Here is an 18,657-nt window from a genome sequence, read left to right on the forward strand (position 1 = left end):
GCGCGGTCAGATCGAGAAGGACGTGCCGCAGCCGCAGGAGGCGACGGCGTTCGGATTGCGGATCTGGAAGGACTGGCCCATCAGGTCGTCGACGAAATCGACCACCGAGCCTTCCAGATAGACCAGCGACACCGGATCGACGACGACGCGCGCGCCGTCCCGTTCGATCGTCAGATCGTCGGCCTCGCGCTCGCCGGTCAGATCGTATTTGTAGGAAAAGCCCGAGCAGCCGCCGCCTTCGACGGAGATGCGCAGGCTCTGATCGCCTCCGGTCTTCGACAGGATCGCGGATATGCGCCGGACCGCACTGTCGGAGAGGGTGACCGGCTGGGAGAGTGTCTCGCTCATCTGATCGACGACGCCGCGCTTCCGCCTTGCGCCGCTCCTTGTTTGCTTCAGACCCATTAGTTATGGATGCCGGCATGGCCGGTCAATCGCCAAGACGGGGCAGGGAGGCGAACCAGGGTCATGACGGAGCGTTCGATCATCGGGCCGGCGGTGCCGCTCGGCCGCGCGATCTTCGGGGAGGATCCGGCGGCCTCGCGCGGGCGCCTCGTCGCCGAATCGGCGAGCCCGACCCGGACGCCCTTCCAGCGCGACCGCGACCGCATCGTCCATTCCGCCGCCTTTCGCCGGCTGAAGCACAAGACCCAGGTCTTCGTGCCCTATGAGGGCGACACCTACCGCACCCGCCTGACCCACACGATCGAGGTCTCGCAGATCGCCCGGGCCCTGGCGCGGGCGTTCGGGCTCGACGAGGACCTGACGGAAGCCGTCGCTCTCGTCCACGACTTCGGCCACACGCCCTTCGGCCACGCCGGCGAGCGGGCGCTCGACCGCAAGATGAAGGCCTTCGGCGGCTTCGATCACAATGCCCAGTCGCTGCGGATCGTCACGACGCTGGAGCGTCGCTATGCCGATTTCGACGGCTTGAATCTCGCCTTCGAGACCCTCGAGGGGCTGGTCAAGCACAACGGGCCGCTGACCGGCCCGCATGCGGCGACTTCTCGTCCCGTTCCCCGGCCGATCCTCGATTTCGACGCGCTTCTGCCGCTCGGGCTCGACCGTTTTGCCGATCTCGAGGCCCAGGCGGCGGCGATCGCCGACGACGTCGCCTACAACACCCACGACCTCGACGACGGCCTGAGGGCCGGGCTGATCGAACTCGCCGACGTCGAAGGCCTCGATCTGGCCGGATCGATCCTGCGCGAGGTGCGCAGGAAATACCCGGATCTCGACCCGTCCCGGACGATCCACGAGATCATGCGCCGCCATGTCACCCGCCTCGTCGAGGACGTGATTTCGCAGACGGCGAAGGGCCTGGCCGAGATCGAGCCCCGGAGCGCCGACGACGTCCGCGATGCCGGGCGGCAGATCGTCCGGTTCTCGCCCGCCATGGAAGTCGCCGTCGACCAGACGCGGCGCTTTCTGTTCGAGCGGGTCTATCGCTGCGAAAGCGTCATGCGGGTGATGCGCGAGGCCGAGGCGGTCGTCGAGGCGCTGTTCGACCGGTTTCGCGAACGGCCGGACCTGATGCCGCGGGACTGGGCGACGGGCGTCGAGGCGCTGTCCGACGAGCGGCTGACCCGGCGCATCGCCGACTATCTCTCCGGCATGACCGACACCTACGCGATCGACGAGTATAAGCGCCTGTTTGACGCGGTGCCGCAATTGCGCTAGCCGCCGGGCCTCGGCAGGTCGGCGGATAAACGGAGACTGGCCCTCGGCATGCGAGGGTCGGCGCGGCGCGACGGCCCGTCGAGCGCTGCGGCCGGTCGCGTCGACGACACCGGGATCTTTCCTCTCGCCGTGTCTCGCCACCCGAACGCTTCCGCCGGCCGCCCCATGGAGAATCGATCGATGAACATCTTTGCCGACTTTGAAGACCGGGTGAAGAATGCGGTGAAACCGCTTGTTCCCGCTGGCGAAGATCTCGATCTGTCGAAGCTTGCGGTCGAGCCGCCGCGCGATGCCGCCCATGGCGATCTCGCCACCAATGCGGCGATGGTGCTGGCCAAGGGGCTCGGCATGAAGCCGCGCGACCTCGCCGAAAAGATCGCCGAGGGTCTGCGCGGGGATCCGGACGTCGACAGCGTCGCCATCGCCGGCCCCGGCTTCATCAACATGACGCTAAAGCCGGCCTTCTGGACGGCCCATCTGAAACTGCTGCTCGAGGCGGGGCAGGACTATGGCCGCGGCGCCGCCACCGGCCGCAAGGTCAATGTCGAATACGTCTCCGCCAATCCGACGGGTCCGATGCATGTCGGCCATTGCCGCGGCGCCGTCGTCGGCGACGTGATCGCCCGGCTGCTCGATTTCGCCGGCGACGCGGTGACCAAGGAATACTACATCAACGACGCCGGCGAGCAGGTCTCCGTCCTCGCCCGGTCCGCCTTCCTGCGGTACCGCGAGGCGCTGGGCGAAGAGATCGGCGAGATCCCCGCCGGGCTCTATCCCGGCGACTATCTCGTACCCGTCGGACGGGCGCTTGCGGAGGAGTTCGGCGATCGGCTCGCGACGATGGAGGAAGCCGAGTGGCTGCCGATCGTCCGCGACCGGGCGATCGACGCGATGATGGCGATGATCCGGGCCGACCTGAAGCTCCTCGGCGTCGAGCACGACGTCTTCTTCTCCGAGCGGACGCTGCATGAAGGCGATGGCGGCAAGATCGCCGCGACGATCGCCGATCTCCGGTCCAAGGGCTTCGTCTACCAGGGCACGCTGCCACCCCCGAAGGGCCAGCTTCCCGAGGACTGGGAAGACCGCGAGCAGACGCTCCTGCGTTCCACCGAAGTCGGCGACGATCAGGACCGGCCGCTGGTGAAGTCGAGCGGCGCCTACACCTATTTCGCCGCCGACGTTGCCTATTTCCGCGACAAGTTCGAGCGCGGCTTTTCCGAGATGATCTATGTCCTCGGCGCGGACCACGGCGGCTACGTCAAGCGGCTGGAGGCGGTCGCCCGGGCGATCTCCGGCGGCTCGGCCATCGCCGACTGCGTGCTGTGCCAGCTGGTGAAGCTCTATCGCGACGGCGAGCCGGTGAAGATGTCGAAGCGCTCCGGCGACTTCGTCACCCTGGCCGAGGTGGTCGAGGAGGTCGGGCGTGATCCCGTCCGCTTCATGATGCTCTATCGCAAGAGCGACGCGCCGCTCGATTTCGATTTCAAGAAAGTCACCGAACAGTCGAAAGACAATCCGGTTTTCTACGTTCAATACGCCCATGCCCGCACGGCGGCGATCTTTCGCCAGGCGAAGGAGAGCGGCATCGCGATTCCCGCCTGGCCCGAGGTCGACGTCGCCACGCTGGACGGCCTCACCGACGTCGGGGAGATCGGCCTTCTGCGCAAGCTCGCCGAGTTTCCCCGCCTCGTCCGCCAGGCGGCCGACGCCAAGGAGCCGCATCGGCTGGCCTTCTATCTCAATGACCTCGCGGCGGCGTTCCACGCCCAGTACAACCGTGGAAAGGATATGCCCGAGTTACGGTTTGTTAACCAGAATGAGCAAGAACTGTCGGTAGCGAGGCTTGGACTCGTCAAAGCGGTTGCGACCGTTCTGTCCGTCGGTCTCGATCTGATCGGCGCCGATGCGCCGAACGAAATGCGCTAGCTCATCACGCTTTGGCCAATTTCCTCGCCTAGCCATCGAATCCGTGGGGGTAGGGACCTCCACGAGGGGAAGAGCGGGGATATACATGTCGCTGGGGGACCACAACGGTTCCGCCCGTCAGGGCGGGCAGTCGTTCGACGCCGAACTCGACGACCCGTTCGAAGAGTTGGCGCGCATTCTCGAAGGCTCGGGTCCGACCTCGGGCGGAGCGCCCCATGATCGCGTCGAGCCGACCGTCGTCGAGCCGGCTCAGATGCAGCCCCAGCCCGTCGCGTCGAATGGCCCGGCTACGCCTGTCTCCCCTTCGGTCCCGGACGTGACCGCCGATGGTGCTCGCCCCGTTCAGTCCTCTGACGATTTCGACGCCTTCGACGAAAACGCCCTGAATGCGGCGCTGTCGCAGGAATTGTCGGACGCGCTCGATCTCGCCGCATCCGACATTGGGTCTTCACCTTCGGGAGGCCATGCCGCGACGGCACCCGTCGCGAAGCCGGCAGTCGCGCAGCAGCCTGCCGCGCCGAAGCCCGCGCCGGCAGCGCCTGTCGCCGCGAAACCTGCGCCGGCGGCTGCCCCTGCCGTAAAGCCTGCGGCTCAGCCGACTCCCGTTCAGATCGCCGAAAAGGTAGCCGCGCCTGCCGCTCAGCCGGCGGTCCCGCAGCATCCGGCCGCGCCGAAGCCTGCGCCGGCCGCGCCTGTCGCCGCGAAACCCGCGCCGACGCCGACCCCTGCCGCGAAGCCTGCGGTCGATCAAAACGCCGAAAAGGCCGCCGCACCTGCCGATCAGCCGGCGGTCCCGCAGCAGCCTGCCGCGCCGAGGCCTGCGCCGGCAGCGCCCGTCGCCGCGAAGCCTGCGCCGGCGGTTGCCCCTGCCGCGAAGCCCGCCGCTCAACCGGCCCCGGTGCAAAACGCCGAAATAGTCGCGGCTCCTGCCGTGCAGCCGGCCGCGCCTGAGCCTGCGCCGGCCGCCGCCCCTGTCGCTGCCCAGCCGAATGCTGCGATGCCCGCCCCCGCAAAGACGGCCGCTGCTCCAGCAGTCCCGGCTGCCGCCGCTGCGCCGAAGACGGGCCAGCCGGCTGGCGATTTCGATCGGGAGTTCGAGCAGGCCCTGCTCGGCCTGTCGGAGCCTGCCAACCCTCGGCAGGCGACGTTCCATCACGCCGAAGCCTTCGCGCCGGCTCGCGAGCCGGCGGTCGCCGACGACGGTGCGGATGCGCGGATCTTCGACGATTTCGACGAACTCATCGCCAGCGAGCTGGCCGCCATCAAGCAGGATGCACCGCGCGAAGCCGCCTTCTCCCAGGCAGTCGATACCGACGCTCCTTTAGAATCGCCGGAATGGCCTGCGGCATTCGAGGCGCCGACCCGTGCGGCCAAAGATCCCGAAGCCGACGATTCTTTTGACGAAGAGGACATGCGGGCGACGCGGCGGATGGCCGCCGTCGCCGGGCGTGGATCGGCGGCGCGCAGCAGCTTCGTCGGGGCCGGCATCGGCGCCATCGCCCTCATGCTCGCGGCGGGCGGCGCGTATTATTTCCTCGGTGGAAGCCAGGGGACGACGGGCGACGGTTCGGTGCTGATCGTTCGCGCCGATCAGGATCCGGTCAAGGTCAAGCCCGAAAATCCCGGCGGGCGCGAGATCCCGAACCAGAACAAGATGGTCTACAGCCGCGTCGAAGACGGCGATGCGATCGTGACGCCCCAGCAGAAGCAGCTCGTCAGCGCCGAGGAAACGCCGATCGACCTGCCGCGCGAGGAGGCCCCCATCTCCGACCTTCCCGGTGTCGAGATCGGCGTCGGCGCGGCCAATGCGGCGGAACCGATGCAAAGTGCGGACGCCTCGGGGCAGAGCGCGGACACCTACAGCGAAGCCTCGGCCATCTCGGTGCTTTCTCCGCGTCGCGCCAAGACGTATTCGGTGCGTCCGGATGGAACGCTGGTCGTCGGCGAGGCCGTCGAGGACGATCGCGGCCCGCTGATCCAGGCGGCTGCCCGCCCGCTCGACGCCGCGCGGGAGATCGGCACCTCGCCGGCTGGCCAGGGCGTCGCCAACGAAACGGTGAGCGCGATTGCCGCCGCCGGTGAAGACACGATGGCGGGCGCGGCCGAGCAGGGCGCGGATGCGGCGATCGCCACGACTGCCACGACCGACGAGCCGGGCGTTCCGGCGCCGAACGTGCCGGTGCCGACCCTGCGGCCGAGAGCCGACGGTGAAACGTCGCGGGTGGCGGCAACTGCGCCTGCTCCCGCCGACCCCGCTCAGCCGGCGGCAGCGACGCCGCAACCGGAGCCGGTGCAGACCGCATCGCTGCAGCCCGAGCCGGCGGCGCCGAGCGTTTCGGCCGCGCCTTCTCACGACGGCTACTACGTGCAGATCTCGTCGCAGCCCTCGCAGGATGCGGCGCAGGCCTCTTCGCGCAATCTCAGCCAGCGCTACAGCAGCGTGATTGCCGGCCGCAACGTCGTCATCCAGTCGGCCGACATCCCGGGCAAGGGGACCTATTACCGTGTCCGGGTCCCGGTCGATTCCAAGTCCGAAGGCGTATCGCTTTGCGGCGACCTGAAATCCGCCGGCGGCAGCTGCTTCGTCTCGCGCTAGGCGCCGGCGCAGGTCTCGGCGGGGCGGCGCTTCTCGCCCGCTTCGTCGCAGACGATCCTGCTTCCCTCACACCCGATGACGGGGCGGACGCCGGGGACGGCTCCGTCCCGACCGCCGATTCCCTCAGGACGAGACCGAGGATGACTGGTTCGAAAGCCTATATCGCCGCACCGTTGGGCCAGACGCTTTCCGCCGAGGAAAAGCGATTCTTCGAGGCGGAGCGGCCCTGGGGCTTCATCCTCTTTGCCCGCAACATCGGCTCGAAGGGCCAGCTTGCGGATCTCGTCGCCGGGCTGAAAGAGGTCGGCGGGCGGAGCACCACGCCGATCTTCATCGATCAGGAGGGCGGCCGGATCAACCGGCTCCGTCCGCCGCTGGCGCCGGCCTATCCGACGCCGGCCGAGATCGGGCGGCTGTTCTCCGTCGATCCGAAGGCGGGCGAGCGCGCGGCCTGGCTGCAGGGGCGACTTCTGGCCGCCGACGTCATGGCCTACGGCATCAATGCCGACTGCGTGCCCTGTCTCGACGTTCCGGTGCCGGGTGCCCATTCGGTGATCGGCGACCGCGCTTACGGTCATGATCCCGAGACCGTCGCGACGCTCGGTCGCGCGGTTGCCGACGGGGCGATGGCCGGCGGTGTCCTGCCGGTGATGAAGCACGTGCCCGGCCACGGTCGCGGCAATGCCGACAGCCATCTCGAACTGCCCCGCGTCGCGACGCCCCGCAACGAGCTGGCGGAGACGGATTTCGTGCCGTTCCGGGCGCTCGGCACGCTGCCGGCCGCGATGACGGCACACATTCTCTACACCGACATCGACCCGACCTTTCCGGCGACGCTGTCGCGGATCGTCATCGATTCGGTCATCCGCACGGAAATCGGCTTCGACGGCCTGCTGATGAGCGACGACATGTCGATGAAGGCGCTTTCGGGGGACCTCTACGATCTCTCGGCGGCAGCGCTGATGGCCGGCTGCGACGTCGTCCTCCACTGCAACGGCGAGATGGAGGAGATGCGCCGGGTCGCCCGCGCCGCCCAGCCGCTCGCCGGTGATGCCAAGCGCAGGGCCGATGCCTGCGAGGCGGTCATCGCGAAAGGGGCCGGGACCGCCGACCTCGACGGGCTTCGCGGCGAATACGCATCGCTCATGGCCGAGATCGGCTAGCACGGTCCGGCTTGCGCCGGCTCGGCCGAGCCGCTAGGCAGCAGGAAGGGGATCTGACGCACGAAGACCCGGCCGGCGCAACGCCGGCTTCGCTCTTCGTCGTCTTGCCACGGTGCATCGGGCCGCCGCGCGGATTCCCGCAGCCAGTTTTCCAGGGGCCGGTGGACGAGACGTGGGCGCAGAAACCTTTCCCGAGGCACAGACCGGCGATCATGCGCGGCGCCGCACCAGCGCCGGCGTCAGCTTCGCCGCGAGCCTCGCCTTCGAAAATGTCAGCCATCGCTTCGGCTCGGCCGAAATCCTCTCCGGCATCAGCCTCGCGGCGAAGCCGGGAGAGGTGCTCTGCCTTCTCGGACCGTCAGGCTCCGGCAAGACCACGATGCTGCGGATCGCCGCCGGCATCGAGCGCCAGATGGCCGGCAGGCTGCTCCTCAACGGACGCGAGATCGCCGGCCCGAACACCTTCGTGACGCCGGAAAAGCGGGGCGTCGGCCTGATGTTCCAGGACTTCGCCCTGTTTCCGCACATGACCATCCTCGACAACGTCCGCTTCGGCCTCAACGCGCTTTCCGTCGCGGCGGCCAGGCGTGAGGCGATGACGGCGCTGGAACGGGTCGGGCTCGATCATGCGGCGCATAACTATCCCCACATGCTGTCCGGCGGCGAGCAGCAGCGCGTCGCCCTTGCGCGGGCCCTGACGCCGCGGCCGTCGGTGCTCTTGATGGACGAGCCCTTCTCCGGGCTCGACAGCCGGCTGAAGGACGTCGTGCGGACCGACACGCTGCAGATCCTGAGAGAGAGCCGCGCCACGGCGATCATCGTCACCCACGATGCCGAAGAGGCGATGCGGCTCGGCGATCGCATCGCGCTGATCAAGGACGGCCGCCTGGTGCAGATCGGCACCGCCGCGGAGCTCTACGGCCAGCCAGCCAATCTCTTCGCCGCCGGATTCTTTTCCGAGCTGAACGTCCTCGACGGCGAGGTCCGATCCGGGCGGGTCGTCACGCCGATCGGTCCCGTCGCCGATTCGCCATCATCTGACGGTACTTCGGTCACCGTGGCCCTGAGGCTGACGGGTCTGCGGCTCGACGAAAGCGACCGAGGGGTCCAGGGCCGGGTCGTCGCGCGGCGGTTTCTCGGTGGCGTGGAGCTGTTCACCGTCGCCGTCGAAGGGCTCGACCAGCCGCTGCGCTCGCGAATGCGCGCGGGGCTCGTTCCGGAAAATCGGCGCGACGTCGTCGTTTCCATTGATCCCCGGGACGTTATCGTGTTTGAAAAGACACCCGAGGATCGCTAGCTACGAAGAACTGCGATCAACGCGTTCGAGGGAGATAAGAGTATGGGTAGCTTCAGCATTTGGCACTGGCTGATCGTTCTGGCCGTCGTGCTGCTCCTGTTCGGGCGCGGCAAGATCCCGGAGCTGATGGGCGACGTCGCGAAGGGCATCAAGAGCTTCAAGAAGGGCATGTCCGACGAGGACACCGAGCCCAAGACGGTCGAGCGCCGGACGCTCGACCAGCGCGAGGGCGACGTCGTCTCGCGCGACGTGAACACCGAAAAGACGGCGAGCTGATCCGGCTCCGCGCGGGTTGCGCCGGGATCTATAGGACCCGGCGGGTCTTTCCTCGAAGTCGTGGCGGCCGCGCCGTCGCGACGTCCCAGGCAGTTCAGTAGTGCTGTTCGATCTCGGCTGGTCCGAAATTCTGGTAATCGCGGTGGTCCTCGTGGTCGTCGTCGGCCCCAAAGACCTGCCGGGAATGTTGCGCACCTTCGGTCGCGTGATGAAGCAGTTCCGGTCGATGGCCGGCGACTTTCGCCGTCAGTTCGACGATGCCTTGAAGGAAGCCGAGCTCGACGACGTCCGCAAGGGCATCGACGACGTCCGCTCGCTCGATCCGCGTCGCTCGATCCGCGAGGCGATGAATCCGATGAAGGCGATCGGCGACGACATCCGCTCCTCGCTCAACAGCGCGACTGCCGCGCCGGAGCCGAAGGTCCCGAGCCCGTCCGACACGCCGAAACCGGAGGGCGAGCCGATCAAGAACGGCGCCGCCGAAGCCGAGGCGCAGCCGGCAGGGAGTGGCGGGTCCGAGAGTTCCAGCGCCGAACAGCGCGGTGACACCGCGTCCGATGCCAAGGCCGAAGCTGCCGAAAAGGCGAGGGACGTCGCGTGAGCACCCGGGACGACAGCGAGATCGAGGCGTCTTCGGCGCCGCTCATCGATCATCTCATCGAATTGCGAAAGCGGCTGATCTGGTCGATCGCCGGCTTTTTCGTCGCCTTCCTGATCTGCTTCTACTTCGCCAAGCCGATCTTCAACTTTCTGGTCATTCCCTATCAGACCGCCACGGACTGGGCCGGCCTCAGCGGCGAGCAGGTGCGGCTGATCTACACGGCCCCGCAGGAATTCTTCTTCACTCAGGTGAAGATCGCGGCCTTCGGCGGCTTCTTCCTGGCGTTCCCGGTCATCGCCACGCAGATCTACCGCTTCGTCGCGCCGGGCCTCTATCGCAACGAGCGGGGCGCGTTCCTGCCCTATCTGGTGGCGACGCCGCTCCTCTTCCTGATGGGTGCGGCGCTGGTCTACTACTTCTTCACCCCGATGGTGATGTGGTTCTTCCTGTCGATGCAGCAGTCCGGCGGCGGCGGCGAGGCGACGATCGAACTCCTGCCGCGGGTGTCGGAATATCTCTCGCTGATCATGACGCTGATCTTCGCCTTCGGCCTGGTCTTCCAGCTCCCCGTCGTCGCGACGCTGCTGGTGAGGGCGGGGATGACCTCGTCCGCGGGGCTGGCATCGAAGCGGAAATACGCGATCGTGCTGGCGTTCATCGCGGCTGCGGTGCTGACCCCGCCCGATCCGATGTCCCAGATCGGCCTTGCCCTGCCGACGATCATTCTCTACGAGATTTCCATTCTGGCGGCGCGGATGATCGAGAAGAAGCGGGCGGAACAGTCGTCCGAGAGCGAGGCCACGACGCAGGCCTGAGCGGGTTTGTCGGTCGCTCTCCCTCGCCGCCTTTGACGAGGGAAACATGCTCGATATCAAGTGGATCAGGGACAATCCGGCCAAGCTGGACGAAGCGCTCGCCAAGCGCGGAGCGCCGCCGGCGGCGATCGACCTCATCAAGCTCGACGAACGCCGCCGCGATCACCTGAAGGTCCTCCAGGATCTGCAGGGTCGCCGCAACGAAGCCTCGAAGGAAATCGGTAAGGCCAAGGGGTCCGGCGACAACGCCAGGGCCGAGGCGCTGATCGAGGAGGTCGGCAAGCTCAAGGCCGAGATCCAGGACGGCGAGGAGACCGAGCGGCGCATCGATGCCGATCTCGAAGACGTCCTGGCGCGCATTCCCAACCTTCCCCTCGACGACGTTCCCGTCGGCCGCGACGAGGCCGACAACGTCGAGATCCGCCGGGTCGACGAGCCGCCGCGCTTCGCCTTCGAGGCCAAGGAGCATTTCGAGCTCGGCGAAGCCCTCGGCATGATGGAATTCGAGCAGGCGGCGAAGATCTCCGGCTCGCGCTTCACCATTCTCAAGGGCCAACTGGCGAGGCTCGAGCGGGCGCTCGGCCAGTTCATGCTCGACCTTCATACCACCGAGCACGGTTATGCCGAGACGGCGGTGCCGCTCTTGGTGCGCGACGAGGCGCTGTTCGGCACCAACCAGCTGCCGAAATTCGCCGAGGACCTCTTCCACACCACCGAGGGGCGCTGGCTGATCCCGACCGCCGAGGTGCCGCTCACCAATCTGGTGCGCGAGCGCACCCTCGACGCGGCCGAGCTGCCGATCCGCGTCACCGCGCTGACGCCCTGTTTCCGCTCGGAAGCCGGGGCCGCGGGCCGCGACCAGCGCGGCATGCTGCGCCAGCACCAGTTCTACAAGGTCGAGCTCGTGTCGATCACCGACGAGGAGACCTCCATCGAGGAGCACGAGCGGATGACCGCCTGCGCCGAGGAGGTTCTGAAACGCCTCGGTCTCACTTATCGGGTCGTCACTCTGTGCACCGGCGACATGGGCTTCGGCGCCCGCAAGACCTACGACATCGAGGTCTGGTTGCCCGGGCAGGGCACCTATCGCGAGATTTCCAGCTGTTCGGTCTGCGGCGACTTCCAGGCCCGGCGGATGAACGCTCGCTATAAACTCGCCGGCGAGAAAGCGCAGCGCTTCGTCCATACGCTGAACGGCTCGGGCGTCGCCGTCGGCCGCGCTCTCATCGCGGTGATGGAGAACTATCAGAACGAGGACGGCTCGATCACCGTGCCGGAAGCGCTCAGGCCCTATATGGGCGGTCTCGAAAAGCTCGCGGTGGCCTGAGACATGCGGATCCTCCTGACCAATGACGACGGCATCGACGCCGAGGGCCTCGCCGTTCTGGAACGCGTCGCCCACAGCCTGTCGGACGACGTCTGGACGGTCGCCCCCGAGACCGACCAGAGCGGCCTGTCGCATTCGCTGACTTTGTCCTCGCCGCTGCGGCTGCGCAAGGTCGGCGAGAAGCGCTTCGCCGTGCGCGGCACGCCCACCGACTGCGTCATCATGGCGGTGCGCAAGGTGATGGACGGGCTGCCCGATCTCGTCCTGTCCGGCATTAACGCCGGACAGAACATCTGCGAGGACGTCAGCTATTCGGGCACCGTCGCCGGCGCGATGGAGGGCATGATGCTCGGCATCCGCTCCATCGCCCTCAGCCAGGCGTTTGCTCCCGGCGCCGGACGCGACGCGCTGTGGAACACGGCGGAGACCCATGCGGCCCGGGTCATCGACAGGCTCGCCGCCTTCGATCTGCCGGCGGGCCATCTCCTCAACGTCAACTTCCCGGCCGTCCCGGCCGACGCCGTCGAGGGCATCGCCGTGACGCGTCAGGGCAAGCTGGACTATTCGCTCGGCATCGAAGAGCGGAAGGACGGCCGGGGCTTTCCGTATTTCTGGCTGAAGTTCGGCCGCCAGGCGGGCCCTGACGTCGCCGAATCGGACATCGCCGCCCTCAGTGCCGGGATGATCTCGGTCACGCCGCTGCAGCTCGACCTCACGGCCGAGGCACTGCGCGCCAGCCTGGTCGAAGCGCTGCGATGACGTCGGCGGAGGGGCAGGATCGCGAGAGGCTCGCCGAATTCCTGGTGCGTCTCAGGGGCGAGCCGGGCGTTTCGCCGGCGATTCTGAAGGCGGTCGAGACCGTTCCCCGGCGGCTGTTCCTGCCGTCCGGCATCGACAATCCCTTCGAGGACCGCACGGCGCCGATCGCCTGCGGCGAGACCATGCCGGGCGCCCTGGCCGCGGTGCGAATCGCCGCCGCGCTGGAGCCGGAGGCGGAGCAGCGCATCCTGGAGGTCGGCACCGGCAGCGGCTACGTCACGGCGCTGCTGGCGCGGATCGTCGGTCACGTCACCACCTTCGAGCGCTATCGGCGGCTGCTCAAGGCCGCCTCGCAACGCTTCCGCGACATCGGCATCGCCAACGTCACGCCGATCTTCGAGGACGGGCGCGACGGCTTCGCCAGCGGCAGCCCGTATCACCGCGTCGTCATCCACAGCGCCTTTCCGGCCCCGCCCAAGCAGTTTCTCGACCAGCTCGCGCCGCACGGGGCGCTGATCTGCGCGATCGGTCCCGGCGACGGCGAACAGATGCTGGTGCGGCTCAGGAAGATCGGCAGCCGCTTCGAGCGGCAGGACATCGGCCCGGTGCGCTATCAGGCGATCGCCTTCGGCAAGGCCGACGTGCTGTGATCGGGGCGCCTCGATGGGCGGCCGGTCCTGGAAATTTCACCTTTTGGTCAACGCACTTAACCGGGCAGTAAGATTAACGCGCTTCAATAGTCCTCGAGAAATACGCTTTCGATAAAGGGACTGTGATGCGCTTACCTGTGTTGAGTCGTTCGCGCCGACGCATGTTCGGTTCCGTTGCCGCCGTTGCGATGGCCGGCCTGTTCGCTGGCTGCAGCGGAGACGTCGTGCGCTTCGACGACGGCTTCTATACCGGTTCCGTTCCCACGTCCGTTCCGCCGCAGCAGGTTCCGGCGTCGCAGCCCTATCCGGGGCAGATCGACGGCATGGCGACCGGCGCCATCGCTCCGGCTTCGCCCGGCGGCGGCTACGTCTCGAGCCCGCAGCCCTCGGCCTATCCCGCCGGCAATTCTTCGATGCAGCGCAGCCAGTTGCCGCCGCCGCCCGAGCCGTCCTACCGCAGCCAGCCGGAGCCGGTCCGCAGCGAGCCGAGCTACGCCGTCAGCGCGCCGCAGCCGGTCCGCTCGGCTCAGGCGAGCGCCGGCCGCATGGAGCCCGCCGCGGCCTCCTCGCAGGTCCCCGCGAGCCGCGGAGCGCCGCCGACGACCCTCCAGCAGCAGGCGAAGAGCCTCGCCACGCCCCAGCCGCGCCCGATGAACGAGAGCCGCAGCGCGGCCGCCACGCGCAGCGACAGGTCGCCTGCCGCCGCCGCCGGCACGGTCACGGTCGCCTCCGGTGACACGCTCAACGGCATCGCGCGCCGGTCCGGCGTTTCGGCCGACGCGATCCGCCGTGCCAACAATCTCGACTCCGACGTGATTCGCCTCGGCCAGACCCTGATGATTCCGGCGGGCGGCAAGATGCCCGAGGCGAAGAAGCAGGAGGTCGCCGCTGCGAAGCCTTCGCCGGCTGCTGCCGCGAAGCCGAGCGAGACGACGAAGATCGCAGAAGTCCCAGCGGAGCCGAAGCCGGCAGTCGCGGAAAAGAGCGGCCGCATCGCGTCGGCGTCTCAGAGCGTCGATCCGGCGCCGACCGGTTCCGTCCAGAAGGCGGCCGAACGCGAAGTCGCGGCGGTTGCGCCAAACTCCACCGGCATCTCGCAGTTCCGCTGGCCGGTGCAGGGGCGCGTCATCAATCGCTACGGCGAGAAGGTCGACGGTCGCCGCAACGACGGCGTCAACATCTCCGTGCCGCGCGGGACGCCGATCAAGGCTGCCGAGAACGGCGTCGTCATCTACGCCGGCGACGGGCTCAAGGAGTTCGGCAACACCGTTCTGGTCAAGCACGACAACGGCCTCATCACCGTCTACGGCCATGCCGATGCGCTGAAGGTCAAGAAGGGCGAAGACGTCAGACGCGGCGAAGTCATCGCCCAGTCCGGCATGAGCGGCGATGCCGACGTGCCGATGCTGCACTTCGAAGTGCGCAAGAATTCCTCGCCGGTCGACCCGACCAAATATCTGCAGTAGGCGCTGCGCCTTCCGGCGGCGACGGATCGCCGCCGGACCTCATCGCTTCCCGGATGCCCACGTCCGACCAAGCGTCGCTCGCCGACCTCCAGGCGTGACGGAACCCGATCGCGAGAGAAAATCTCGCGGTCGGGTTGCTCGTTCCGGCACTCGTCTCTCGCGACGCCGCGTCCGCGGCCTCGCCGCGAGTGTAGGCGATGGCGCGTCGTGCGTCCCGCCGACCCTCGAGCGATCACCCAGGGGTCCTGGAACTCCCGGCCGGGGCGAACGCTCGAAGGCATGTGCCAGCGGCGACGCTTCGATCTCCCCCCTTGCGGGGGAGATGGGTGGCAACCCAGAGGGGGTCGACGCGGCATCGTCGAGCAGTCCGGCGCGAGGTCACCCCCTCTGCCTGCCGGCATCTCCCCCGCAAGGGGGGAGATCACGCCAATCGCCAGCCCGGCCACAGTTTCGAGCGATCGCCCTGGGCCCCCCGCACCCGCGCTTGCGTTCACCGCAGCCTGGAAAGGGCCGGGGACAGCCGCGCCAGGCTGAGCAGTTCGAACAGCATCTGCGCGCCGGCATGGGCGGTGTTGGTCGTCGCGTCGTATTGCGGGGCGACCTCGACGACGTCGCCGCCGATCAGATTCACCCCGGCGAGGCAGCGCAGGATCGCCTGCGCCTCACGGCTGGTCAGCCCGCCGATCTCGGGTGTGCCGGTGCCGGGTGCGAAGGCCGGGTCGAGGCTGTCGATGTCGAAGGAGAGATACACCGGCCCGTCGCCCGCGACGGCCTTGGCCCTTTCGACGATGGCCGCGACGCCGAGATCGGAAATCTCCTCGGCATGGATCACCGTCATCCCGGTTTCGTAGGAGAATTCCCAGAGATATTCCGACGAGCCCCGGATGCCGATCTGGATGGTGCGCTCGGGATCGAGCACGCCGTCGAGGACGGCCTGACGGAACGGGCCGCCATGGTGGAACTTGCAGCCGTCGAACGGGCCCGACGTGTCGCAATGGGCGTCGATGTGGATCATTCCCACTGGCCGTTCGGCGCCGAGCGCCCGCAGGATCGGCAGCGTGATCGAGTGGTCGCCTCCGACGAACAGCGGCAGGACGCCGGCTCCGGCGATCGCCGCTGCCGCCTTTTCGATGTCCTCGTGCGAAGTCGCGAGATCGAACCGGGAGCGGAACGGCACGTCGCCGATGTCGGCGACGGCGATCTCGTGGGTCGGCATGGTCTTGAGGACGTGGTTGTAGGGGCCGACCCGTTCGATCGTCCGAAGCGCCCGCGGCCCGAAGCGCGAGCCGTTGCGGTTGGTCACGCCGAGATCCATCGGCACGCCGATCATCGCCACGGCGAGATCGCCGAAGTCCGGCGCGTTCCAGTCGACAGCCCGGTAGGGGACGTCGAGCAGCGTCGGCAGGCCCGCATAGGGTGCGACGCGTGTGCCCTTCGGATCGAACAGGCGGTCGGCGACGGCGGCAAAGCCTTCGTCGTAGATCCTGCACTCGTTGTCGCCGGCAAAGCGCTGGCGGAGTGCGGTGAGCTTGTCGTCATCCATCGGTCGAAACCTCCTTGGCGGGGGCTGTCTGGTCGCTCGCGCCGCCGAGCGCCAGCCGCCGCATGACCTCCCGGATGCCGTCCTCCGGCACGTTGGCGAAGGCGATCCGCAGATGTCCGTCCTGATCCGGCCCGAAGAACGAGCCGGGCAGGGCGAGGATGCCGAAATCGCGGGCGAGTTCGGCCGCCACGGTCGCGGCCGGGCGGTCGGGGAAGGGATGGCGGACATAGGCGAAATAGGCGCCGATCTGGTCGAGCGTCCAGCCGGGAACTTCGCCGATCATCGCCGCGAAGAGGCGAGCCCGGGAAGCGATCGCGGCGGCGTTCTCGGTGCGCCAGTCGGCGAGCGCGTCGATCGCCCATGGCAGGGCCGCCTGGGGCGGGCGCGGGGCGCAGATCTGCAGGTTGTCGACCACCTTCTCGATTTCGCCGACGATGGCCCCGCCGCCGATCAGCGCGCCGAGCCGGTGACCGGGGATCGCATAGGCCTTGGAGAAGGAGTACAGCCCCACGAGATTGGTCTCGGCGCGCGGATCGGCGAAGAGCGCGTGCGGCGTGCCGGCCGATGGCGGGAGAAAGTCGCGGTAGGTCTCGTCGAGCACGAGATAGAGCCCGCGGCGCACGCAGACCCGGAAGAGCTCGGCGATCAGCGTCGGCGGATAGACGGCCCCGGTCGGATTGTTCGGGCTGACGAGAACCAGCGCCCGGGTCCGCCCGTCGATCAGCGCCTCGAAGTCCTCCGGATCGGGCAGGAAGCCGTTCTCGGCCTTCGTCGCCAGCGCCCGCTTCTCGATGCCGAGCATGTCCAGCGTCATCTGGTGGTTGAAATACCAGGGCGTCGGCAGGACGACCGCGTCGCCCGCGCCGGCGACGGCGATCATCGCCGCGAAGAAGGCCTGGTTGCAGCCCGCGGTGATGGCGATCTGGCGGGCCTCGATCGGCGCCCCGTAGATCTTCGAGACGTGTCCGGCATAGGCCGCCCGAAGCGCCGCGTCGCCGAGAATCTCTCCGTAGCGCGCAGCGGCCGGGCTGCCCGCCGCCTCCGCGAGGCGCGCCGAGAACGCTGCCGGCGGCGCATGGTTCGGCACCGCCTGGCTGCAGTTGATCAGCGGGCCATGGCGCCCGTCATAGGCGCCCGTCCATTTGTCGGCCTGCGCGATGGGCGGCGAGGAGACGGCCGTCAGCAGTGGATTTGGCCGAGGCGGGGTCATGGACGCTCCTTTGCATCGGGCATTGCCCGGACGAATGTCGGTGGCGTTCGGCGCCGGGCAGTCCGAACGGCCGCCAGGATCGAGGCGAACGGGCAGGGCCGGCGGTGGCAGGGTCGAGGCGATCTCGTCCCGACGTCGGTGCGCTCGCCGCTTTCCATCAGCGCGCCCTCTTAGACGATGCCGCCGCAAAACAGAATGCCGACCGACCCGTCGACCGGCGCTCCAGCGCAGGGGATGGGCGACGAGCACCTCGCCGGTCGAAGAGATTCGGGTCCGCGCCGACGATCGACCGGAAAAGACGTGCGATTCGAAGCGGCTCCGGCGACGCGATTCGATCGTGCCCGTCGTCTCGAAGTCTGCGAAAACCGCCTCCGGAGCCCGCTCGTGACGCTTTCGTGTCGGCTCGCGGGGCGGCCGCGAAACGTTTGGCCCATGTCGCTTGACAGCGCCCCCGCTTCTCCGTAAACGACCGCCTCACAAGCCGCGGCGAGCGGCGAAGCGCGGGTGTAGCTCAGTCGGTTAGAGTGCCGGCCTGTCACGCCGGAGGTCGCGGGTTCGAGCCCCGTCACTCGCGCCATTTCTTCTCTCGATTTCCGCAAATCAGATCGGGCGATACCGGCCGCAAGCCGCCATTCGCGAATGCGGCGGATCGCACCCGGCCTCGATCTTGCCCGTCGACCGCTCCGCGCGCACTTCATGGTGTGCACTCCATGTCGCGGCGGCGTGCGCGAGGATGCTCCCGGGCCTCCGGCGCTCAGATTCCCGACCCCGAATCCTCGAAGTCCGCCATGTCGGCCGGGGCGGGGAGATCGAGGGCGGGAGAATGCGCCGTCGGCTGCGGCCAGGGCATCCAGGCGACGAGTTCGTCCTCGTCATAGGTGACCAGCAGGTCGTGCCCGGTATCCGTCGCCACCCAGCCGCGCTCGGCCGATCCGCGGACGGTCTGGTAGCGCACGGTGTCGACCTCCGCCGGTCCCTGTTCGCCGCCACGCACCGTGACCAGGATGCGCTCGCCGTCTCGCCGCGCCGTCGCCATCGGCAGCCACCCGCCTCTCGCCGAATCCGCCATCGGATCGTCTCCCGTGCGTCGCCCGGCACCCGTGGCCGGGAGGGAGGTGATCTTGCGGCGATCGGCCGCGACTGGCAAGCCTCGCAAACGGGGCGTAAACGTCTGGCGGTCATCGCAAATCATCGGCCGGGCTGGATAAAACCGATTGCTCTCAGATCCTTGCGCCAGAGAACGCCTTGCACACATTCTAAGAAGGGGATAACCCTCGCCGCAATGCGGCATGGCGGTTCGCCCTCCGGCCGCCGATCCTTGCGGCGCGGACGTCTCGTCCGCCGCCTC

General features: G+C 68.2%; 16 protein-coding genes and 1 tRNA gene. 13 read left to right on the top strand and 4 right to left on the bottom strand.

The window, feature by feature from the left end:
- Positions 1-6 precede the first annotated feature (6 nt).
- Positions 7-348, bottom strand: a complete 342-nt coding sequence (gene erpA / locus LZD57_RS18945; protein WP_233721145.1) for an iron-sulfur cluster insertion protein ErpA — start codon at positions 346-348, stop codon at positions 7-9.
- A gap of 120 nt (positions 349-468) precedes the next feature.
- On the opposite strand from erpA, the gene LZD57_RS18950 reads away from it, so the two are divergent.
- From LZD57_RS18950 to LZD57_RS19005, 12 genes are all read left to right on the top strand, one after another.
- On the top strand, positions 469-1,680 hold the full coding sequence (locus LZD57_RS18950) for a deoxyguanosinetriphosphate triphosphohydrolase (RefSeq protein ID WP_233721146.1): 1,212 nt from the start codon (positions 469-471) through the stop codon (positions 1,678-1,680).
- Positions 1,681-1,860: 180 nt separating this feature from the next.
- Positions 1,861-3,606, top strand: coding sequence for an arginine--tRNA ligase (argS, locus tag LZD57_RS18955; RefSeq protein ID WP_233721147.1), 1,746 nt, complete (start codon positions 1,861-1,863; stop codon positions 3,604-3,606).
- Positions 3,607-4,603: 997 nt separating this feature from the next.
- Positions 4,604-6,202 (top strand): SPOR domain-containing protein, encoded by a 1,599-nt coding sequence (locus LZD57_RS18960; protein WP_233721148.1) that lies wholly within the window; start codon positions 4,604-4,606, stop codon positions 6,200-6,202.
- Between the two features lie 140 nt (positions 6,203-6,342).
- Positions 6,343-7,365: a beta-N-acetylhexosaminidase gene (gene nagZ / locus LZD57_RS18965; protein WP_233721149.1), complete on the top strand. Its 1,023-nt coding sequence runs from the start codon at positions 6,343-6,345 to the stop codon at positions 7,363-7,365.
- A 172-nt stretch (positions 7,366-7,537) separates the two neighbouring features.
- Positions 7,538-8,662, top strand: coding sequence for an ABC transporter ATP-binding protein (locus LZD57_RS18970; RefSeq protein ID WP_233721150.1), 1,125 nt, complete (start codon positions 7,538-7,540; stop codon positions 8,660-8,662).
- A gap of 42 nt (positions 8,663-8,704) precedes the next feature.
- A complete protein-coding gene (locus LZD57_RS18975) occupies positions 8,705-8,938 on the top strand; it encodes a twin-arginine translocase TatA/TatE family subunit (RefSeq protein WP_233721151.1) in 234 nt (77 codons plus the stop codon).
- Between the two features lie 100 nt (positions 8,939-9,038).
- The gene (gene tatB, locus LZD57_RS18980; protein ID WP_233721152.1) at positions 9,039-9,539 is read left to right on the top strand and encodes a Sec-independent protein translocase protein TatB; all 501 of its coding nucleotides are present in this window, start codon (positions 9,039-9,041) and stop codon (positions 9,537-9,539) included.
- On the top strand, positions 9,536-10,354 hold the full coding sequence (gene tatC, locus LZD57_RS18985; protein ID WP_233721153.1) for a twin-arginine translocase subunit TatC: 819 nt from the start codon (positions 9,536-9,538) through the stop codon (positions 10,352-10,354). Before tatB ends, tatC begins: the two co-directional genes overlap by 4 nt.
- 46 nt (positions 10,355-10,400) lie before the next feature.
- Positions 10,401-11,681, top strand: coding sequence for a serine--tRNA ligase (gene serS / locus LZD57_RS18990; protein WP_233721154.1), 1,281 nt, complete (start codon positions 10,401-10,403; stop codon positions 11,679-11,681).
- A gap of 3 nt (positions 11,682-11,684) precedes the next feature.
- Positions 11,685-12,440, top strand: coding sequence for a 5'/3'-nucleotidase SurE (gene surE, locus LZD57_RS18995; RefSeq protein WP_233721155.1), 756 nt, complete (start codon positions 11,685-11,687; stop codon positions 12,438-12,440).
- Positions 12,437-13,090, top strand: coding sequence for an rRNA adenine N-6-methyltransferase family protein (locus LZD57_RS19000; RefSeq protein ID WP_233721156.1), 654 nt, complete (start codon positions 12,437-12,439; stop codon positions 13,088-13,090). The genes surE and LZD57_RS19000 overlap by 4 nt, the downstream gene beginning before the upstream one ends.
- A gap of 161 nt (positions 13,091-13,251) precedes the next feature.
- Positions 13,252-14,556 (top strand): M23 family metallopeptidase, encoded by a 1,305-nt coding sequence (locus tag LZD57_RS19005; RefSeq protein WP_233721157.1) that lies wholly within the window; start codon positions 13,252-13,254, stop codon positions 14,554-14,556.
- 490 nt (positions 14,557-15,046) lie between these two features.
- On the opposite strand, the gene speB is transcribed toward LZD57_RS19005, so the two are convergent.
- Positions 15,047-16,099 (bottom strand): agmatinase, encoded by a 1,053-nt coding sequence (gene speB / locus LZD57_RS19010; RefSeq protein WP_233721158.1) that lies wholly within the window; start codon positions 16,097-16,099, stop codon positions 15,047-15,049.
- Positions 16,092-17,309: an aminotransferase gene (locus tag LZD57_RS19015; RefSeq protein WP_233721159.1), complete on the bottom strand. Its 1,218-nt coding sequence runs from the start codon at positions 17,307-17,309 to the stop codon at positions 16,092-16,094. Before LZD57_RS19015 ends, speB begins: the two co-directional genes overlap by 8 nt.
- 500 nt (positions 17,310-17,809) lie before the next feature.
- Between LZD57_RS19015 and LZD57_RS19020 the strand changes: the two genes are divergently transcribed.
- Positions 17,810-17,886 (top strand) — tRNA-Asp (locus LZD57_RS19020).
- Between the two features lie 177 nt (positions 17,887-18,063).
- Here LZD57_RS19020 and LZD57_RS19025 read toward each other — a convergent pair.
- Positions 18,064-18,378 (bottom strand): hypothetical protein, encoded by a 315-nt coding sequence (locus tag LZD57_RS19025; protein ID WP_233721160.1) that lies wholly within the window; start codon positions 18,376-18,378, stop codon positions 18,064-18,066.
- Positions 18,379-18,657 lie beyond the last annotated feature (279 nt).

Source organism: Jiella avicenniae (assembly GCF_021390325.1).
Lineage (GTDB): Bacteria > Pseudomonadota > Alphaproteobacteria > Rhizobiales > Rhizobiaceae > Jiella > Jiella avicenniae.